17 protein-coding genes and 1 pseudogene are annotated in these 18965 nt (G+C 65.5%); 10 read left to right on the plus strand and 8 right to left on the minus strand.

The window, feature by feature from the left end; genetic code table 11:
• Window positions 1–515: 515 nt before the first annotated feature.
• A complete protein-coding gene (locus RFA01S_RS22695; RefSeq protein ID WP_032373357.1) occupies window positions 516–2540 on the minus strand; it encodes a bifunctional copper resistance protein CopD/cytochrome c oxidase assembly protein in 2025 nt (674 codons plus the stop codon).
• 197 nt (window positions 2541–2737) lie between these two features.
• Here RFA01S_RS22695 and RFA01S_RS22700 point away from each other — a divergent pair, with 197 nt between their 5' ends.
• On the plus strand, window positions 2738–3661 hold the full coding sequence (locus RFA01S_RS22700; protein WP_008720942.1) for a cation diffusion facilitator family transporter: 924 nt from the start codon (window positions 2738–2740) through the stop codon (window positions 3659–3661).
• Window positions 3662–3840: 179 nt separating this feature from the next.
• Here RFA01S_RS22700 and RFA01S_RS22705 read toward each other — a convergent pair whose 3' ends face one another.
• Together RFA01S_RS22705 and lspA are read right to left on the minus strand one after the other, a co-directional pair.
• Entirely contained in the window at window positions 3841–4254 is a 414-nt protein-coding gene (locus RFA01S_RS22705; RefSeq protein WP_027494222.1) for a Rieske (2Fe-2S) protein, read from the minus strand.
• A gap of 195 nt (window positions 4255–4449) precedes the next feature.
• On the minus strand, window positions 4450–4968 hold the full coding sequence (gene lspA, locus RFA01S_RS22710; protein ID WP_032407490.1) for a signal peptidase II: 519 nt from the start codon (window positions 4966–4968) through the stop codon (window positions 4450–4452).
• Between the two features lie 291 nt (window positions 4969–5259).
• Here lspA and lnt point away from each other — a divergent pair, with 291 nt between their 5' ends.
• Genes lnt through ccsB form a run of 3 tightly spaced genes read left to right on the plus strand, consistent with a single transcriptional unit; the run spans window position 5260 to window position 9361 of the window.
• Entirely contained in the window at window positions 5260–6741 is a 1482-nt protein-coding gene (gene lnt, locus RFA01S_RS22715; RefSeq protein ID WP_237606112.1) for an apolipoprotein N-acyltransferase, read from the plus strand.
• A gap of 27 nt (window positions 6742–6768) precedes the next feature.
• Window positions 6769–8394 carry a cytochrome c biogenesis protein ResB gene (gene resB, locus RFA01S_RS22720; RefSeq protein ID WP_052060744.1) on the plus strand — a complete coding sequence of 542 codons (1626 nt, stop codon included), beginning with the start codon at window positions 6769–6771 and terminating at the stop codon, window positions 8392–8394.
• Between the two features lie 4 nt (window positions 8395–8398).
• Entirely contained in the window at window positions 8399–9361 is a 963-nt protein-coding gene (gene ccsB / locus RFA01S_RS22725; protein ID WP_027494224.1) for a c-type cytochrome biogenesis protein CcsB, read from the plus strand.
• Between the two features lie 9 nt (window positions 9362–9370).
• On the opposite strand, the pseudogene RFA01S_RS22730 reads toward ccsB, so the two are convergent.
• The 3 genes and pseudogenes from RFA01S_RS22730 to RFA01S_RS22740 form a co-directional block, all read right to left on the minus strand.
• Window positions 9371–9712: pseudogene (locus tag RFA01S_RS22730) on the minus strand (DUF3703 domain-containing protein).
• Window positions 9709–11925: a heavy metal translocating P-type ATPase gene (locus RFA01S_RS22735; protein ID WP_027494225.1), complete on the minus strand. Its 2217-nt coding sequence runs from the start codon at window positions 11923–11925 to the stop codon at window positions 9709–9711. The pseudogene RFA01S_RS22730 and the gene RFA01S_RS22735 overlap by 4 nt, the downstream one beginning before the upstream one ends.
• Window positions 11918–12316, minus strand: a complete 399-nt coding sequence (locus tag RFA01S_RS22740; protein WP_027494226.1) for an ArsR/SmtB family transcription factor — start codon at window positions 12314–12316, stop codon at window positions 11918–11920. Before RFA01S_RS22740 ends, RFA01S_RS22735 begins: the two co-directional genes overlap by 8 nt.
• Window positions 12317–12452: 136 nt before the next feature.
• On the opposite strand from RFA01S_RS22740, the gene RFA01S_RS22745 reads away from it, so the two are divergent.
• From RFA01S_RS22745 to RFA01S_RS22770, 6 genes are all read left to right on the plus strand, one after another.
• The gene (locus RFA01S_RS22745) at window positions 12453–13112 is read left to right on the plus strand and encodes a DsbA family protein (protein WP_027494227.1); all 660 of its coding nucleotides are present in this window, start codon (window positions 12453–12455) and stop codon (window positions 13110–13112) included.
• Complete coding sequence (locus RFA01S_RS22750) at window positions 13087–13734, plus strand: vitamin K epoxide reductase family protein (RefSeq protein ID WP_027494228.1); 648 nt, start codon at window positions 13087–13089, stop codon at window positions 13732–13734. Before RFA01S_RS22745 ends, RFA01S_RS22750 begins: the two co-directional genes overlap by 26 nt.
• A gap of 55 nt (window positions 13735–13789) precedes the next feature.
• The gene (locus tag RFA01S_RS22755) at window positions 13790–14419 is read left to right on the plus strand and encodes a TlpA family protein disulfide reductase (protein WP_032407488.1); all 630 of its coding nucleotides are present in this window, start codon (window positions 13790–13792) and stop codon (window positions 14417–14419) included.
• A 59-nt stretch (window positions 14420–14478) separates the two neighbouring features.
• Window positions 14479–15048: a TlpA disulfide reductase family protein gene (locus RFA01S_RS22760; RefSeq protein ID WP_027494230.1), complete on the plus strand. Its 570-nt coding sequence runs from the start codon at window positions 14479–14481 to the stop codon at window positions 15046–15048.
• Window positions 15045–15893 (plus strand): cytochrome c biogenesis CcdA family protein, encoded by an 849-nt coding sequence (locus tag RFA01S_RS22765; protein ID WP_027494231.1) that lies wholly within the window; start codon window positions 15045–15047, stop codon window positions 15891–15893. Before RFA01S_RS22760 ends, RFA01S_RS22765 begins: the two co-directional genes overlap by 4 nt.
• A 99-nt stretch (window positions 15894–15992) precedes the next feature.
• Complete coding sequence (locus tag RFA01S_RS22770; RefSeq protein WP_027494232.1) at window positions 15993–17234, plus strand: Nramp family divalent metal transporter; 1242 nt, start codon at window positions 15993–15995, stop codon at window positions 17232–17234.
• Window positions 17235–17470: 236 nt separating this feature from the next.
• Here RFA01S_RS22770 and RFA01S_RS22775 read toward each other — a convergent pair whose 3' ends face one another.
• On the minus strand, window positions 17471–18478 hold the full coding sequence (locus RFA01S_RS22775) for an arsenic resistance protein (RefSeq protein ID WP_032407487.1): 1008 nt from the start codon (window positions 18476–18478) through the stop codon (window positions 17471–17473).
• Complete coding sequence (locus RFA01S_RS22780; protein ID WP_052060743.1) at window positions 18475–18909, minus strand: MerR family transcriptional regulator; 435 nt, start codon at window positions 18907–18909, stop codon at window positions 18475–18477. Before RFA01S_RS22780 ends, RFA01S_RS22775 begins: the two co-directional genes overlap by 4 nt.
• Window positions 18910–18965 lie beyond the last annotated feature (56 nt).

The following is an 18965-nucleotide window of genomic DNA, read 5'->3' on the forward strand; positions in this document are numbered from 1 at the left end:
CGCGGTGTCCCAGGCGGCGCTGACCGCGTGAGCGGGTACATCCGGTGCGGGCGTCTGCGCCGAAGGCGTGTGCTCGTCCTGCGACCGATTGTCGGAGTACACGGTCTCGGCGGGCGACTCGGTCACGAAACGCGAGGGTGCGAACCCGGCGTGTCGATGACGGGGGTGATCGATGAGCGCCGTCGGCCTGTTGCCGACGGGCATCGAGACCGCGACGCCGGGTGCCGGCGCTGCGTAGTCGTCGTCGATCGGATCGGGTGTGCGGTGTCGGGCCAAGATCACAATCCTTGGTGGCTACGAGGCCGTGGCCTCGCTCGAGATAACGAAATGGTGACGGTCAGGCCACAGGTTACTACTATCGAGCATAGTTTTTCCATCCCACTCGACCCGGATTCGTCCGTACCGCTGGTCACGGTCCTCGGAGGACATCCCGCCGGGCTACGACATCCCGCCGGGCTACGACATCCCGCCGGGCTACGACATCCGCACCGGAACAGGGCTGGGCGTTTCGGGTATCAGGGGTGATCGCGCCGAGAGGACAGGCCACCGAGCATGGTGTTGTACGCCTCGAGTTCGGTATCACCTTGATCGTCGACTCGGCGGTCTCGTTGCCGTGCCGCGCTCTCGTCGGCCGCCGACCACCGGACCGCGGCGAGAACCGCGGCAGCGAGCAACGGCAACTCCCCGATGCCCCACGCCAGAGTGCCGCCGCGCCGCTGGTCGGCCAGCAGGTCTGCGTTCCAGTCCAGACGCAGTCCGCTGTAGAAGCTCGCTCCGAGCGCGGTCTCGAGATCGATCGTCACGACGAGGAAGAATGCGAACCCGGCCAATGCGGTGATACTCGCGAGCAACTTCGTCAGTCCCGCGATCGGTCTCGGTACCGGGTCTTCGCCGACCGTGCCCCAGAACATCACCATCCCGACGGTCAGGAACCAGCCCTTCATCACCATGTGTGCCACATGCGAGTCGGCGACGGTGTCGAACAGTCCGCCGGGGTAGAGCAGGTAGAAGCTGCTCAGGAACACCGTGGTGCTGACCCACGGGTGTATCGCGATCCGGGCTGCTCGGCTCTGCCATGCAGCCCGGAGCCATTCGCGCGAGCCCGGTGCTTCGGCGGCCGACGCGGTCGGCAGGACCGAGGCGAACAAGGTTGCCGGTCGGCCGAGGACCAACAGCAACGGCACGGCGACGGCGACCGCGGTCAGTCCCGCCATGTGCACGCTGAACATCGCCGGGCTGTAGAACCCGACCCCGGACGAGGTCGCCACGAGCAGCACCGCAGTACCCGCCAACCAGCTCGCTGTCCACCGCCGCCGCCATGACAGGCCTGCCCGCCGACGGCGCCGCACGGCCACCAGATACAGGACGGCCGCGATCACCGCCGCGGAGCCGAACACCAGGTCGAAACGCCACTCGAACGCCAACCGCGCAGCGGTGGGCGGGCCGTCCAACACGTAGCCCAAGGCCTCTTCGTGCGCCTGGGGCAGCGAGGTGTCCTGCGGCGGGGGCGGGGGAGTGCGGCCCAGTGCGACCGCCAGGCCCACGGTGGTGACGAGAACGAGGGTCTCGATCATCGACAACGTGATCAGGGATCTGCGCCTCGCGGGGTCGTGAGCCAGAGCGCGGACCGTTCGTCGTCGCTGTATCCACCCGAGGGTCCCCACGATCGCCAGAGCTGCGATCTTCGCCAGTATCAGAGCGCCGTACGTCGAATCCCACAGCGACGTCACGGGCACTCGCACGGCAGCGTTGACCACTCCGGAGACCGCCATGATCACGAACGCGACCAGAGCGAGCGTCGAGTAGCGGCGGGTCGCGACGGCAAGGTGCCCACCTCCGCGCAGCGCATGAGCGAGAAGTGCGAGGAGTCCGCCCACCCACAGCGCGGCAGCGAGGATGTGCAGGATCAACGAGTTCGTCGCGATGTCGTGATTGCCGCCGGTCGAGGAGTGGCCGGTGACCGCGCGCGGGATCAACGCGAGCATCGACAGGGCGAACAAGGCGGGGGTCCATCGATGCCGCAACACCGCCGCGCATGCTGCGGCGGTGATCGCCGCGACCGCAGAGGTGATGGCCCATGCAGTGGAGGCCTCGACATCGCCGATCGCACCGAGGAACTGCACCGGTTGCGCTGCAACGGATCCGACAGGTTGACCCGAGGCGTCCGAGAGTGTCAGCGGCACCAACGCCGCCGCGCACACCGCCCACACTGCGGAGGCCTTCGCCGCGGTGCGGACGGCTACGTACCCGTCGATGTCGAGCACACCCGACCTCTGAGGCGGAACGAGAAATGCCGCGAGGAGCAGCGACCCCGCCGCCACGACGGCAGCCACCTCGCCGATCGCGGTCAGTGCCGGGATCCCGTACGTGGTGATCGGGCCCGGATCGGGCAGACCCAACAGCACGAGCGCTTGCGACGTCGACATCGCTGCGAGCAGTGCAGCGACCACCGCGGCAATCGCTGCGCACAGCACCATCACCTGCGATCCGGAGCGTCGATCCACTGCGCCGCGGGTCGAATGGGCCGCTTCGGTGGCCATGGTGTGCGCCTCTTCCCGGTGGATCGTGTTTCCGGCATGGGCGCGAGGCAGTCCGACCTGCGCCGACAATGAACTACTACGAATGATAGTTGTACGAGTCCGGGCAGCCACCGCCGGATGATCCTTCAACACTTGCATGTATGCGCATATCGCAATATGTTGTCGTTCTGCGGATCTGACACGACGAAGGAGCAACGATGGGGCACGGACATGGCCACGGGATAGAGCCGGGTTCACCGGCCAGCGCGTCCGGTAAGCACCTCGGGCGACTGTGGATCGCTGTCGGTCTGGGGGCGGTCACCCTGGTGACGCAGGTCGTCGTCGGCCTGTCCACCTCGTCGCTGGCGTTGCTCTCCGATTCCGCACACGTGTTCACCGACGTGTTCGGGGTGCTGATGGCGATCGTGGCGATCACACTCGCACAGCGACGATCGACCAAGGCTGCCCGCACGTTCGGGCTCTACCGAGCCGAGGTGTTCGCCGCATTGTTCAATGCACTTCTGCTGTTCGGTGTGGCCGGTTGGATTCTCTACGAAGCCGCGCAACGCATCACGAATCCGCCCGAGGTCCCCGGCGTCCCGGTGATGGCGGTGGCCACCCTCGGGCTCGTGATGAACCTCATCGCGTTCGTCCTGCTGCGCAGCGGCGCCAAGGACAGCCTCAATGTTCGGGGTGCGTATCTCGAGGTGATGGCGGACATGCTCGGCTCGATCGGCGTACTGGTCAGCGGACTGGTCACCGTCCTGTTCGGGTGGCGGTACGCCGACCCGGTCATCGCGGTCGCCATCGGCGTGTTCGTCCTGCCACGCGCGTTCAACCTGGGCCGTCACGCCGTACGAATTCTGCTGCAACATGCTCCGGCGGGCATCGATGTCGCCGCCGTGGAAAGGGCCCTGACCGATGTCGACGATGTCGAAGAGGTGCACGATCTGCACATATGGACACTGACGTCGGGGATGGAGGTCGCGTCGGCGCATCTGACGGTCGCCCCGGAGGCCGAGACACCGCGGGTGCTCGCTGCAGCGCAGCAGGTTCTCCGCAACGAGTTCGGTCTCGAACACGCCACTGTGCAGGTCGAACCCCGGGAAGGCGAAGGCCGGTGCCGAGAGGTCAATTGGTAGGCAGGTCTCGACCCGGTGCGCGATCGGCACGCTGTGCTGTCGTCGACACGGCAGCGATGTACCGAACCGGCACCCGTCGGGTGGGGGCACAGAGTGGGTCCTCGAGTGCCGCACATCGGCCCGGTCGAGACCGTTCACCCCGAACCCGTCCACCTCGCATGTTCGCGCCCGGTGATGGATCAGTCGACTGTGAGGGTATCTACGGTTCTGGTCACGGCACGGTTCGGCAGTGGCTCGGTGGCGGGGCTGCGCATGACCGCCCCGTCGGTGATCGAGAACGCACTGTTGTGGCAGGGGCACTCGATCGTGCCGTTGCGAACTCGGTTCACTGTGCACCCTTGGTGAGAACAGATAGCCGAGAAGGCCCGGAAGATACCGGGTTCCGGTTGGGTGACGACGACCTGCCGGTCGGCGAGCACGATTCCACCGCCGACAGGAACATCGTTCACCGACAAGGTGACGGGACCGTCGGAAGCGGTGTCCTCACCGGACGGGGCTTCGCCGACGCTGCATCCGGCGGCAGCCAGGCACGCTGTAGCGCAGCTCGTAGCGAGAAAAATACGGCGCGGTAGCGCCGGGATGTCCTCGCTCATACAGCAGGCTCCCCTCGGTACGCCTCGGTGAGCGAGAGGCGACGATCGCGTGTCGGTGGTTGTAGTCGACTATGTTTCGAGCAGTTCCGGTGTCGATCACCCTCACTGTTCGAGCGGATCAGCATGATTGTCCTGTCGCGAATGTATGTGCACTGCAGGGCATTCGATTCGACCGCCGAGGTATCTCATGCACGTTCACGATTCGGCGCTGTCGGGCACTGCGGACCGAGGGGTAATCTTTGTGGCCTCTCGCGTGAACAGTGCCGACCCGATCATCAGCACCACCCCGCAGGTGATGTAGATGTCGGCGAGGTTGAATGTCGGCCACCAACCGGTGTGAAAGTAGTCCGTGACCGCACCGTCGACAAGCCGGTCCAGAACGTTGGACAGCGCGCCGGCGAGGATCAACGCCAGCGCCACCGTGGTCCACTGCTCCCCGTGCCGAGCGCTGTGCCATCCGTAGGCCGCGACCCCGGCGGTGATCGTCGCCGTGACCGACACGATCACCCATAGAGGCAGCGAATTGCCCAGACTGAAGGCCATTCCGCGGTTGAAGGCGAGTCGCAATTCGAGGATCGGTAGAGGGATCGGAGAGCCGGGCAATGCTTGTTGCGCCCAGTAGTCGACGGTCAGCGCGGTAGCGACCAATGTCAGCACGAGAGTCACTGCGTAAGCACGCAGCCGCGTGGGAGACGTGGTGGGGGAGCGGTTCACGGATCCTCGTTCTCGGGTGTGTACCTCGGACAGGTGCTGGGTGTCGACGGAAGGGGATCGGTCACCGCCGCAGAGTTGCCATCACATAAAATACTATGCACCATAGTAGTTGATGAACGGCAGAGATTTCTCCGGTACCGGCTGCACGCTCATGTCGTCATGAGAGCGGCTCCTGACACAGAACCCGGACCTCGACGACCCGGCGACGACTCGAACCGGGCGCGGTGGGTGACCGGCAGCAACGGAGTCCGTGCCTGGATCCGGCTCCTCGCGGCTGCCTCATCCGGGCTGATGTTGTACGCCACATTCCCGCCCATCGATCTGTGGTTTCTCGCCCCGGTAGCACTTGCAATGCTGCTGTTGGCTGTGCGCGGGCGAGGGACGCGTGCGGGGGCCGGCTACGGCTTCGTCGCCGGCTCGGCGTTCTTCGTGCCTCTGCTGCCGTGGGTGGGGGAGTACGTCGGATCGGTGCCGTGGCTGGCGCTGGCCGTCGTTCAAGCCCTCTTCGTGGCGATGTTCGGCGCGGTAGCGGATCGGATGTCCCGACTGCCGTGGGCGCCGGTCTGGGTGGCGAGCGCCTGGGTGGCGATCGAAGCTGCGCGCTCACGTGTCCCGTTCGGCGGCTTCCCTTGGGGCCGCATCGCATTCGGTCAATCCGACGGGCCGCTGCTGCCTCTGGCTGCGGTGATCGGCGCGCCGGGGTTGTCGTTCGTCGTGGTGCTGATCGGGTCCGCTCTGGCCGGCGTCGTTGCCTCCGGTCGCATCACCCGCAGAACTGCAGCAGCGTCGTGCATCGGTGTGGCCACTGCTGTAGGGGCGCTCACGGTGGTGGCTCCACTGTTCGCTCCGCCGCAGCAGGACACGGTCACCGTCGCCTTGGTGCAAGGCAACGTCCCGCGTCTCGGTCTCGACTTCAACGCCCAACGACGCGCGGTTCTCGACAACCATGTTCAGCGCACCATCGAGCTCGCCGCCGACATCGACTCCGGCCGCGTACGCGCACCCGACCTGGTCATCTGGCCGGAGAACTCCTCCGACATCGATCCCCTGCGCAACCCCGACGCCGCCGCACGTATCGCCGCCGCGGCCCGCGCCGTCGGAGTCCCCGTACTCGTCGGCACGGTTCTCCGCCGAGACGACGGCACCACGAGCAACACCTCGATCGTGTGGGATCCCGGCACCGGGCCCGGGCAGAGGCACGACAAGCGGCAACTGGTGCCGTTCGGGGAGTACCTGCCGATGCGCACGATCGTCACCGCACTCTCTCCCTATGCCGCCCAGGCAGGAAACTTCACCCCGGGCCAGGGCAACGGCGTCCTCGACCTCGCCGGAGTGCCCGTCGCGGTGGCCACCTGCTACGAGGTCGCCTTCGACTCGTTGCTCACCGACTCCGTGCGCGCCGGTGCCCAGCTGATCGCAGTGCCCACCAACAACGCCACTTTCGGTCGGACGAACATGACCTATCAACAACTCGCCATGTCGCGGGTACGAGCGGTCGAACACGGGCGCAGCGTCGTCGTGTCGGCCACCAGCGGCGTCAGCGCCGTCATCGATGCACGCGGGGAGGTCGTCGAGCGCACGGAGCTGTTCACCCCCGCAGCTGTCGTCACCGAGGTGTCACTGAGCACCACCCTCACCCCGGCGACGATCACCGGCAGCGTTCCGGAATGGATTGCCGCCACCGGCGCTGTTGCGGCACTGGCGTTCTCGCTGCTGCGCCGACCACGCTCCATCACACCGAACCCATCAACTACTATGTCGCGTAGTATTTAGATGGTGGTCGGTGACGGGCGTGCGGAGATGACGATCGAGGAACACCCCGGTGTGCACTCGCCGGGACTGGTGCGCAGAACGGTGGCGATGCTGCGCAACCGGTGGCGACAACTGACGTCGATGCGTACAGCGCTGGTGCTGCTGTTTTTCCTCGCCGCCGCAGCAATCCCCGGCGCATTGCTGCCGCAGCGCAATCTCAATACCCAGGCCGTCGATGCCTACATCGCCGCGCGCCCGGCTCTCGGGCCGGTGATGGACACACTGGAATTGTTCGACGTGTTCGCAAGTTCCTGGTTCACCGCGATCTACGTCCTGCTGTTCGTGTCTCTGATCGGCTGTCTGACTCCCCGGTTGATCGAGCACGGCAAAGCTCTTCGCGCACAACCTGTTCGAGTACCCCGAAATCTCACTCGACTACCGTTGCATCATTCGGGCACCCTCGCCGGTGACCCCGAGAAGGTGCTTGCCGACATCGCGCCGCACTTGAAAGGGTGGCGTACCGTCGTTCGACCCGAGCCCGATGGGGCACTGACTCTCTCGGCCGAGAAGGGCTATACCCGCGAGGCCGGGAACTTGCTCTTCCACTTCTCGCTGATCGGTCTGCTCGCCGCTATCGCCATCGGCAAACTGTTCGGCTACGAAGGCTCGGTCATCGTCATCGCCGACAACGGACCCGGTTTCTGCAACACTTCTCCCGCCGTCTACGACTCCTTCCGCGCCGGCAACAGCACCGACGGCACCGGACTCGAGCCGTTCTGTATCCGGGTCAAGGACTTCACCGCCGATTATCTCGAGAACGGTCAGGCCGAGATGTTCACCTCGAACATCTCCTACCAGAGCGCCGACGACATCGCCGCCGACACCTGGCGCGAGTATCAGCTCAAAGTCAACGAACCCCTCCGGCTCGGCGACGAACGCATCTACCTCACCGGACACGGCTATGCCCCCGAGTTCACCGTCACCTTCCCCGACGGCCAGACCCGCACCGAAGCCCTGCAGTTCCGCCCCGACGACGCCACCACGTTCCTCAGCAGCGGCGCGCTGCGATTCGACCCACCCGGGGGGACCTACCCCACCGCCGACGAACGCCGCCGAGGCCAGATCGCCATCGAAGGACTCTTCGCGCCCACCGCGCAATTCAACGGAAATCTGCTCTCCTCCCGCTTCCCGGAATTGGTCGATCCCGCTGTGGCAGTGGACATCTACAAGGGCGACACCGGTCTCGACACCGGCATCCCGCAGTCGATCTTCTCCCTGGACCAGGAGATGATCAACCAGGGTCGGCTGGTCAAGCAGGACCGGGTCAACCTGCGGCCCGGAGAATCGACAACCCTCTCCGACGGCACTCTCGTCCGGTTCGACGGTGCCAAGGAATTCGCGAATCTCCAGGTCGGATACGACCCCGCGCAGCGGTGGGTCCTGGTGTTCGCCATCACGATGATGACCGGACTACTGATCTCCCTGGTGATCACACGCCGCCGCGTCTGGTTCCGGGCCCACCTTGGCGAACACGGCCTCTCGCGAGTGGACATGGGCGGCCTGGCTCGCACCGATCACGCCGGCTGGGGACCCGAATTCCAGACCCTCCGGTCACAGATCTGGCCGCAGATAGCCCCGAGCGACTCCGAGACCCACGACAGAGAAACGGTGTAGCACCATGCCGATCGACGACACCCTCGCCCGTTGGAGCGACATCAGCTTCGAGACCGCCTTCGTGGTCTATCTCCTCGCCGCAATCGCATTCCTCGGTCAGCTCGCGACGACCCGTAGCGCGGCGCTGCACAATATGGAGCGACTGCGCACGCGGGTGATCGCAGCGACATCGACGACACCAGGTCGCATTCCCGACGCACCCCGTCGGGTTCCGTCCGAACGTCTGGGCCGTACCGGACTCGGGCTGGTGATGGTGGCACTGAGTCTGCACGTGGGCTCGATCGTTCTTCGCGGGATCGCCGCCAGCCGCCCGCCGTGGGGCAACATGTACGAATTCGTCTCGGTCACCTGCGCGGCCGGTGTACTGGCTGCACTGGTGGTGCTGCGCTCGACGCAGCTGCGCACCCTGTGGTTGTTCGTTCTGGTGCCGACGTTGATCCTCCTGTTCGTCGCCGGCACCGTGCTGTACGCCGACGCAGCACCGGTGGTACCGGCACTGCAGTCGTACTGGCTGCCGGTGCACGTCTCGATCGTCTCGCTCGGCAGCGGGGTGTTCTTGATCTCCGGGGTTGCGAGCGCGCTGTTCCTGATCCGGATGAAGCATCCCGAGGCCTCGGGTAGTCGAGCCAGCCGGATCGTCGCCCGTCTGCCCTCCGCTCAGACTCTGGACATCGTGGCGTACAAGACCACGATCTTCGCATTTCCGCTCTTCGGCGTCGGCGTCATCCTCGGTGCCATTTGGGCCGAAGCCGCATGGGGCCGATTCTGGGGCTGGGACCCGAAAGAAACGGTCTCCTTCATCACCTGGATCGTCTACGCCTCCTACCTGCACGCCCGCGCCACCAGCGGATGGCGCAACACCCGCGCAGCATGGATCAACATCGCCGGATTCGTGGCGATGCTGTTCAACCTGTTCATCATCAACATGGTCGTCTCCGGGCTGCACTCCTACGCAGGCCTGAACTGATGACTCCCGCTACGTGCCCCCCAGCGCGTCCGCAAGGTCCTGCGGAATGGGCATCGGCGACATCAGTCCCGCCTCGACCCGGCCGGTGTTACCGGCCGGGTATCGCCCTGACCACGATCCTGGAGCAGCGACCACGATCCGAAGCAACTGGCCCCAGGATTCGCGCCGATCATGTTCTGTCGCAGCAGCTTTCGACATCAAGTCGTGGTTGCGAGCATGCAACCGTCAACAGGGCTGCGAGAGGATGTGTGCTCGTTCGAGGTGGTACCAGCGCACCTCTGTTGTCGATGCACCTGCTGCTGCGGTCATTTCTATCCCGTAGAGCCTGCGTGCAGTTCGATCACCGCTCACCGGTCTCTACCTCTTTCCGCGGAAGAGTTCGCCGTAGCGGGGGTCGATGTGCAGCAGGTACATCCATCCGAGCACCCGGAGCTGCCATCGTCTGCTCCGATCGCCGATGGTGACGTTGCGGTGGTGGAGGCCAGTAGGTTCCCAGATGCGAGAGGTGCGGTGTTCCTCGGCGTCGGAGCCGGAGCGCAGCAGGCATCCTCGAAAGCCGCTGCGGGTGCGATCGTGACGTTGAGGGCACCGGACGCCGCGGGCGGGGGCACGAAACCGTCCAAGGGCGTGGTGCGGGCGGCGCGAATCGCATTGGCAATGACCAGGACTTCGGCGAGTTCGTGGACGAGCACCACGGTGGCCAAGCCCAGGACACCGGTAGCAGCCAGTGGGACGAGCACGCCGATGATGGCAATCGACAAGGCGATGTTCTCGATCATGATGCGCCGGGCGCGTCGAGCGTGGGCCAGCACCTGCGGTAGATGCCGGAGGTCTTCCCCCATGAGGGCAACATCGGCGGTCTCGATGGCAACGTCGGTTCCCATCGCGCCCATGGCGATACCGACATCTGCGGTCGCCAAGGCGGGAGCGTCGTTGATGCCGTCGCCGACCATGGCAATCTTGCGTCCGGCCGCGATGTCGGTCAGCAGGGCCGCTTTGTCCTCGGGCAGTAGTTCGGCGTGGACGGCGGTGATGCCCGCCTGGGTCGCCAGAGCCTGCGCAGTGAGCGCGTTGTCGCCGGTGAGCATCGCAGTGTCGATACCGAGCGCGGTGAGTTGGCGGACAGCCTCGGTGGCCTCGGGCCGCAGTTCGTCGCGGACGGCGATCGCAGCGATCAGAACTCCGGCGCGTTCGACGAGAACGACTGTGGCACCGCTGCTCTGGAGACGAGCGACGTCGGCGCGGAACTCCTCGGAGCTGGGGTGTGTGTCGAACCAGCTCGGTTTCCCGAGCCTGATCGCGGCTCCGTCGAGGGTGCCGGTCAGGCCGTGCCCGGCGATGGCAGTGACATCATCGGCTGCCGCGACGGTCGATACGGAGGCCAGTACGGCGCGGGCGAGTGGATGCTCGCTGCGCGCTTCGAGCGCAGCAGCAACGGCCAGCGCGGCGTCGCGGCTGATTCCCGCAGCGGTGACGACGTCGACGACCTCCGGTCGTCCTGCGGTGAGGGTGCCGGTCTTGTCCAAGGCGACGACGCGAATGCGGCCCAGCTCTTCCACTGCTGCACCGCCTTTGATCAATGCCCCGTTGCGGCTCGCAGCCCCGATCGCCGCCACCACCGACAGCGGCACCGAGATGGCCAACGCGCACGGTGATGCCGCGACCAGGACCACCAGTGCGCGTTCGAGCCACAACATGGGGTCACCGAGCACCGCACCGACGCCGGCGACGAGTACGGCGAGAATCATGATCGAGGGCACGAGCGGACGTGCGATACGGTCCGCGAGCCGTTGGCCGGCCCCTTTTCGGTCCTGGGCCTGTTCGACGATGCGGACGATGCGAGCAAGCGAACTCTCCGATGCCGGCGCGGTGACGGTGACCTCGATGGCCCCGCCGCCGTTGATGGCACCGGCATGCACCTCGTCACCGACACCGGCTTCGATGGGCACGGACTCGCCGGTGATCGCAGACACGTCCAGATTCGTCGAACCGCGAGCGATGGTGCCGTCCGTGGCAGCTCGCTCACCCGGCCGCAGCACCATGATGTCCCCGATCACGACATCGTCGGGGGACAGGGCCTGCTCGGTTCCACCGCGCAGGACAGATACCGTCGGCGGCACCAACGACAGGAGTGCGCGCAGTCCGCGGCGGGTCTTGGTGACCGCGTATTCCTCGAGTCCCTCGGCGACGGAGAACAAGATACCGAGCATCGCGGCCTCGGGGATCTGGCCCAATGCGATGGCACCGAGGAGCGCGATCGTCATCAGCGTGCCGACACCGATGCGTCCGTGTCGCAGATTTCTCACCGTCGCGGGAACGAAGGTGACGGCGGCGATCGCGGCAGCGATCAGAGCGCCGACGGTCGCAACCGCATCGGCACCCGTTCGACCGAGCAACCACGATGCGACCAGGATGATCGTGGCGGCCGAGGCGAGTTGCAGCTCGCGGACCTGCCACAACCTCGGGAGTGCATCGGTTGGAGCTGGACCTCCCGTGTCCGCACCGTCAGCAGTGGATTCGGTGGTCGGCGCTGCCGGGGTAGGTCCGCAGCACGCGTCAGCCATGATCGACCCCGGTGAGATCAGCGGTGGCCGAGGCGGTGGGCAGTGCCTCGGTCAGTGTCGTGAGCAGTCGGGTGCCGCGGTCGGTGAGCGAATACATGACCAACTTTCCGTCTCTGTTCGATGTGACGGCGTCCGCGGCTTTGAGTTTGCGGAGATGGTGGGAGACCAGCTTCTGGCTCTGTCCCACGATCCACGCGATGTCGCAGCCGCACATCTGCCCGCCGGCGTTCAACGCGAGCGCGATGGTCAGTCGGGTGGGGTCGCCGAATGCTCGGGCAGCGTCGGCTACCGGTTCGATATCGCCGACCGCGGGCAGAGTAGCGCGAACCCTCTCGGCGTAAGGGAGGTCCATACACAACAGATCGCACGAGTCCAGAGGTTCCAAGGCCATGGGCACAATCTAACAATCATGCGATCGTTAGGGAAGGACCATTAGTCAACGTTCGTACGATTGTTAGTGTCATAGCGGGTCGAAACGCCCATATCGGACCCATTGATCAATCCGAACGAATCGAGAAGGTAGTTGTATGAGCAGAGCGTTGAAGATTTCCTTGTCCCTGGTGATCGTGTTCGCCGCCGCGTTGGCTGTATTTCTGGTGGTGGATCGATCGGGGTCTCCGGATGCTGCCGCCGCCGAGCAGGCCGCGACCGACCCTGCCTCGATTGCGGTGCGCGAGAACAGTCATCGGTTGAACTCGGTGCCCGACGGCCGGGTCACGTTCGTGGAGTTCCTCGACTTCGAGTGCGAGGCCTGCCGATCGGCCTACCCGGCGATCGAGCAATTGCGTGAAGAGTACGGCGACCGGGTGAGCTTCGTGGCCCGCTACTTTCCGATCGCCTCGCACTTCAATGCCGAACGAGCCGCACGCGCAGTCGAGGCCGCGGCCCAGCAGGGCGGATTCGAGGCGATGTATCAGCGCATGTACGAAACGCAGGCGCAGTGGGGCGAACAGCAGGTTCCGCAGGACGAGTTGTTCCGCAGCTTCGCCGTCGAGCAAGGGCTCGACATGAGCGCCTTCGATGCCGCCTACACCGACCCTGCGACGCTCGCGCGCATCGAGGCCGACGTCGCGGACGGGATCGCGCTCGGCGTGCAGGGCACCCCGACGTTCTTCCTCAACGGCACCAAGATCGAACCCACCACGTACGGAGACCTCGCCGATGCCCTCGACTCTGCACTCGGCTGACCTCCCAGCGAACGAGACCCGACAAGGTGGATCGTTCGGCCGGAGCCTGCCCTGGCTGCTGCTGGTGGGCGGCCTGATCGGCCTGACTGCCGCGTTCGTGCTCACGGTAGAAAAGTTCGCTCTGGCGCTCGATCCCGCCTACGCCCCGACCTGCAGCATCAACCCGGTGCTCAACTGCGGATCGGTGATGGACACCCCGCAGGCGTCTGCGTTCGGATTTCCCAATTCCCTCCTCGGGATCGCAGGCTTCGCCGTCGTGGCAGCAGTGGGTGCTGCCCTTCTCGCCGGTGCGGTGTTCGCGCAGTGGTTCTGGGGAGCGATGCAGGTCGGTGTCACTGCTGCCGCAGTCTTCGTGCACTGGCTGATCGCGCAGAGCCTCTACGACATCGGTGCCTTGTGCCCGTACTGCATGGCGGTGTGGGCGGTCACCGTACCGATCTTCTGGTACGTCACGCTGCGCAACCTCGACCGCGCCAGGTCGAAATCCGCTCTTGGGCAATGGTTTCGGCTATGGCTTGACTCGCTGATTCGCAATCACTCGATTCCGCTGACCGTGTGGTTTCTCGCCCTCATCGCCCTGATCGCGCAGCGTTTCTGGTCGTACTGGTCCACGCTCCTATGATCCGCGACGTACCGTTCGCCCCTCTGCCGCTCTCTCGAGAAAGAAGGTCACGGCGATGACGCGCGGCTGGTCGATCGTCATGCTCGTCGTTGTCGTTGCATCGATCGTCGCACTGTGGCCCCGCTCCGGTGGCGTCGAGGGCGGCCCGTCCGAGGCCATCGCCAACAATGTCGCGCCGGTCGGACCCGAACCCACATTGTCCCGCCCGCCGGATGACGCGGCACGAGCAGCAGAGCTACCGCTGTGTCCGCCGCCGGTACCGCGCGAAGGCGGTCCGCTGGCGGGAGTGATAGCGCGCTGCATCGGCAGCGCCGACGATGTCGATCTCGCCGACGTTCTCGGCAGCGAGGTGACGCTGATCAACCTGTGGGCATCCTGGTGCGGCCCGTGCCGCAACGAGATGCCGGTACTCGATGCCTACGCCGCAGAACCCGACGCGATCCCAGTTATCGGAATCGACGTCGAGGACCGGCCCGCGGACGCGGCCGCGCTGCTCACGCAACTGGGCGTCCGCTATCCGAACTACATCGACGGCGGCAGCGTCCTGGACGCGCTCTCGGCACCGCCGGTCCTTCCCCTGAGCTTTCTCCTCCACCCGGACGGAACGGTCGAGCGCATCACCAACCCGACAGTGTTCGAGACGACAGACCAGATCCGCACTGCAGTAAAGGATTTCACCTCATGAAACGTCTTCCACCAGTGTGGGTCGGTGCGCGCCGTCAGGGCAGCACGCCCACCGCGGCAATGGGATCGATTCTTGCCCTTGTACTACTGATCTCCGGATGCTCCGACGGCGCACAGGCTGCGCCCCCGGGAGGCAGCTTCGACTTCGTCGCCCCCGGCGGTCGAACCGACATCGTCTACGATCCCCCCGAAACACGCGGAACCATAGGCGAACTCGCCGGCCCCGATCTGATGGAGGAAGGCAAGACGACCGCTCTGTCGGACTACGACGGCAAGGTCGTCGTGATCAATCTCTGGGGCCAGTGGTGTGGCCCCTGCCGCGGCGAAGCCGACGACCTCGAGGAGGTCTACGAGACCACCCGCGAGCGTGGCGTGCAGTTCCTCGGTCTCAACGTCAGAGATCCACAGAAGGACAAAGCGCAGGACTTCGTCGTCGACAACGACGTCTCCTACCCCTCGATCTACGATCCCTCGATGCGGACACTGGTCGCCCTCGGCGGGAACTACCCGACCAGCGTGATCCCCTCGACGCTGGTACTCGATCGTCAGCACCGCGTGGCCGCGGTCTTCATGCGCGCCCTGCTCACCGACGACCTCCTTCCCGTCGTCGAACGGATAGCCGCGGAATGACGACTCTTCTCGCCCAGGACATCGGGTCGGCCTTCCAGAACGCGGCATCGAGCGGGCCCCTGCTGCTCGCGATCGCGGCATGCATGCTCGCCGGGTTGGTCTCGTTCGCCTCCCCGTGCGTGGTGCCGCTGGTGCCGGGATACCTGTCCTACCTGGCAGGAATCGCCGGTGCCGACGCCCAATCAGCCGATACCCGATCGCCCGGCACCTCGGCCACCGGCACCTCGACCACCGGCACGTCGTCGCCGGAGCTGGCGAATCGCTGGCGTGTGGCCGGCGCAGCGTCGTTGTTCGTCGCCGGATTCACGATCGTATTCGTCCTCGCCACAGCCTCGATCTTCGGAGTCATCGGCACCTTGCGCATCAACGAGCAAGTACTCCAACGAGTCGGCGGCGTCATCACGATCATCATGGGTGCAGCGTTCATCGGATTGATACCCGCACTGCAACGCGACACCCGATTCGCACCTCAGCAGATCTCGTCCCTCGCTGGAGCGCCGCTGCTCGGCGGTGTGTTCGCGCTCGGCTGGACACCGTGTCTGGGCCCCACCCTCGCCGGTGTTCTGTCTGTCGCGGCAGGAACCGAAGGTGCAACCGCAGCCCGCGGGGTCACTCTCATCGTCGCGTACTGCATGGGACTCGGCCTACCGTTCGTCGTCCTCGCGTTCGGTTCGAGTTCGGCGATGCGCGGGGTGGGGTGGCTTCGGAGGAACTCACAGAAGATCAAGGTCGCCGGCGGTGTCATCATGATCGCCGTCGGCGTGGCGCTGCTGACCGGAGTGTGGGGGTTGTTCATCGCCTGGATCCGCAACGAATTCGTCAGTGCAGTGGTCCTGCCCATCTGATCGAGATGTCGCCGAACCACCACGCCGCATTGCATTGTTCGGGTAGCCGAACTATATTTTCAGGGTCCTGACATACTGTTGGTGCCGGAGGGTGTGGTCATGTCTGTGCTGCAGCGCCGATCGTCTCGGCCGCCCTCGAGGTTTCGGTCGGGCCTGGTTCTGCTCGGCCCGGCTTTCGTCGCAGCGATCGCCTACGTCGACCCCGGCAACGTCGCCTCCAACGTCAGTGCCGGCGCGCAGTTCGGATACCTGCTGGTCTGGGTGATCGTTGCCGCGAACGTGATGGCCGGTCTCGTCCAGTTCCTCTCCGCCAAACTCGGCATCGTCACCGGAATGACACTGCCCGAAGTAGTCCGCGAGAAGTCGAGCAGGACTGTGCGACTGGCATATTGGGGGCAAGCGGAGGTGGTCGCCATGGCGACCGACCTCGCCGAAATCGTCGGCGGTGCAATCGCCCTCTACCTGCTCTTCGACCTGCCGCTCCTGATCGGCGGCCTCATCACCGGGGCCGTATCGATGATCTTGCTGATGGTCCAGGATCGGCGGGGCCAACGGCCCTTCGAGTTCGTGATTCTCGGGCTACTCGGTGTCATCGCCGTCGGATTTCTTGCCAGCGTCGTCGTGGAACCGCCATCGTTCACCGAGGCCGCGGCCGGTTTGATTCCGCGGTTCGACGGCGCGGAAAGCGTGTTGATCGCCGCCGCGATGCTCGGTGCGACGATCATGCCGCACGCGGTGTACCTGCACTCCGGCCTTGCACGTGACCGGCACGGACACCCCGAGGCAGGGCCTGTCCGTCAGCGGTTGTTGCGGATCACCCGGATCGATGTCGGGTTGGCGATGCTGCTGGCCGGTGCGGTGAACATGTCGATGCTGCTGTTGGCGGCATCGACGTTGGGGGGCCGCGAGGGTGTCGACTCCATCGAAGGAGCCCACGCAGCGGTTGGGGACACTCTGGGGCCGGTCGTGGCGCTGCTGTTCGCGGTGGGCCTGCTGGCCTCGGGTCTTGCATCGACATCGGTCGGGGCGTACGCCGGCGCGATGATCATGGACGGCCTACTACGTAAGCGCATTCCGATTCTGGTGCGACGACTGGTGACCCTTGTTCCCGCACTGGCAATTCTGGCAGCAGGAGTCGACCCCAGTCGGGCACTGGTCGTCTCGCAGGTCGTGCTGTCGTTCGGTATCCCGTTCGCGTTGATTCCCTTGGTGCGGTTCACATCGGACCGCATCCTGATGGGCAGCGATGTCAATCACCGGATCACCGCATACGCGGCATGGCTCATCGCGGGAATCGTCGTCGCACTCAACATTGCATTGATCTATCTGACCGTGGCCTGACTGCGCGCGGGTAAACGTGTCCTGCACGCCTGTATTTCAGGACGATCACCGCTCGTGTGGTGATGGTGTTGTGCACGGTGAATCAGCATGAGTGGGTTCTGCCGCCGAAGTCGGGGTCTAGCAGGACGAACCGCCGCACACCGATTGCCCCGCCGTAGAAGCAGTCGACCGGACGTTGCTCGACACACGCCTTGTCCATGACATCGATGCTCGCTCGGCGCGTGTGATGACGTCCCTCACTGCGTCGACTGTCCTGTCGCGGCGGTGGTCTCGCCCGGCACCAGACGCGGCACGTAGCGGACGTAGAGCACCATTCCGATCAACTCCACGAGGGTCTGCGTCACGACCACCACGGCGGCCAGGCTCAACGCCGGTGGTAGCGCCAGGGCGAGTGGCAGCACGACCAGCGAGTTACGGGTGGCGCCGGAGAACACCAGCGCCCGCGTCGCCGGCACGTCCTGACCGAACACCTTCCCGGCACCGACACCGACGAACGCCATCACGATCAGAAACACCACGAAGATGGCTGCAGCAGCGGCGAGTTGGTCGATACGGCTGCGGACTGAGTCGATCTGGGAGGCGACGACGACCGCGAGTGTCACCATCATCACCGGCACCATCGCCGCTGCCATCGCCTCGATGATTTGCTCGCCCAGACGTCGACGTCGCGCCCACAGCTGCGTCGCCGCAGCCAGCGCCAGCGGGATCACGATGAGTAGAACGAACGCCTCGGCAAAGGGGGCGATGTCGATGATCGAGACAGTCTCGGCCCCGACGAACAACCACAGCCACAACGGCAGCAGGGCGATCTGCAGCAACATCAGCAGCGGTGCCCCGGCGAGAAGGCGTTCCGACGCCGCGCCGGCCAGTCCGCTGAAAACGATGACGTAGTCGATGCAGGGGGCGAGCAGCACCAGTACCACACCGACGAGGACAGCTTCGTTCCCGGCGATGATGCGGGTCAGTGCGAACACCACGATGGGGACGGCTGCGAAGTTCAGAACGACCACCGCGGTGGTGAACCGGGCATCACGTAGGGACCGGCCGATCGCGGCGAACGGCACTGCGAGGAACGTCGCGTAGAGCAGAACGATCAGCACCGGATTGATGGCGTGCTCGAACGTCGGTGCTGCGGAGGGGAAGGACAACCCCACCCCTGCGCCGGCGACGAGTGCGAGTAGATACAGGCCGATCTGGTGGGTGTCCCACCATTGCACCGCCGACGTTCGCGCTGTTTCGGTCATGACGCGCTCACGGGTGCGGTCAAAGTCGACGCCAACCAGCTGCATTGCGGGTCGCACGGTGTCGACGCGTCGGGGGTCTCGTCGAGACGAACCAGCGCGGCGGTCAGCGCGTCCCGCAGCACGGTCAGCTGCGCGATCGACTCCTCTGCTCGGGCGATGTGTTCACGCAGTGCCGGTCGCAGCCCGGACTTCACCGCGGCGCACGAATCGTTCTCCCACACACGCAGCATCGACTTGATCTGCGGCAGAGTGAGATTCAGGCTCCTCGCGGCGGTGATGAACGCCAATCGCTGCTGTGCTCGTTCGTCGTAGACACGGTAGCCGTTCGGGGCTCGGTCCGCCGGAAGTAGGCCCTCGCTCTCGTAGAAGCGCAGCGTTGTCGCTGGCACCCCGGTTGCCGAGGACAGTTGCGAGATCAACAGAGCAGACATGACCGCAGACTAAAGGTTCGAGTCGGCTCGAAGGCAAACCGGCCGAGTCCGGCCCG

The organism is Rhodococcoides fascians NBRC 12155 = LMG 3623, from assembly GCF_001894785.1.
Lineage (GTDB): Bacteria > Actinomycetota > Actinomycetes > Mycobacteriales > Mycobacteriaceae > Rhodococcoides > Rhodococcoides fascians.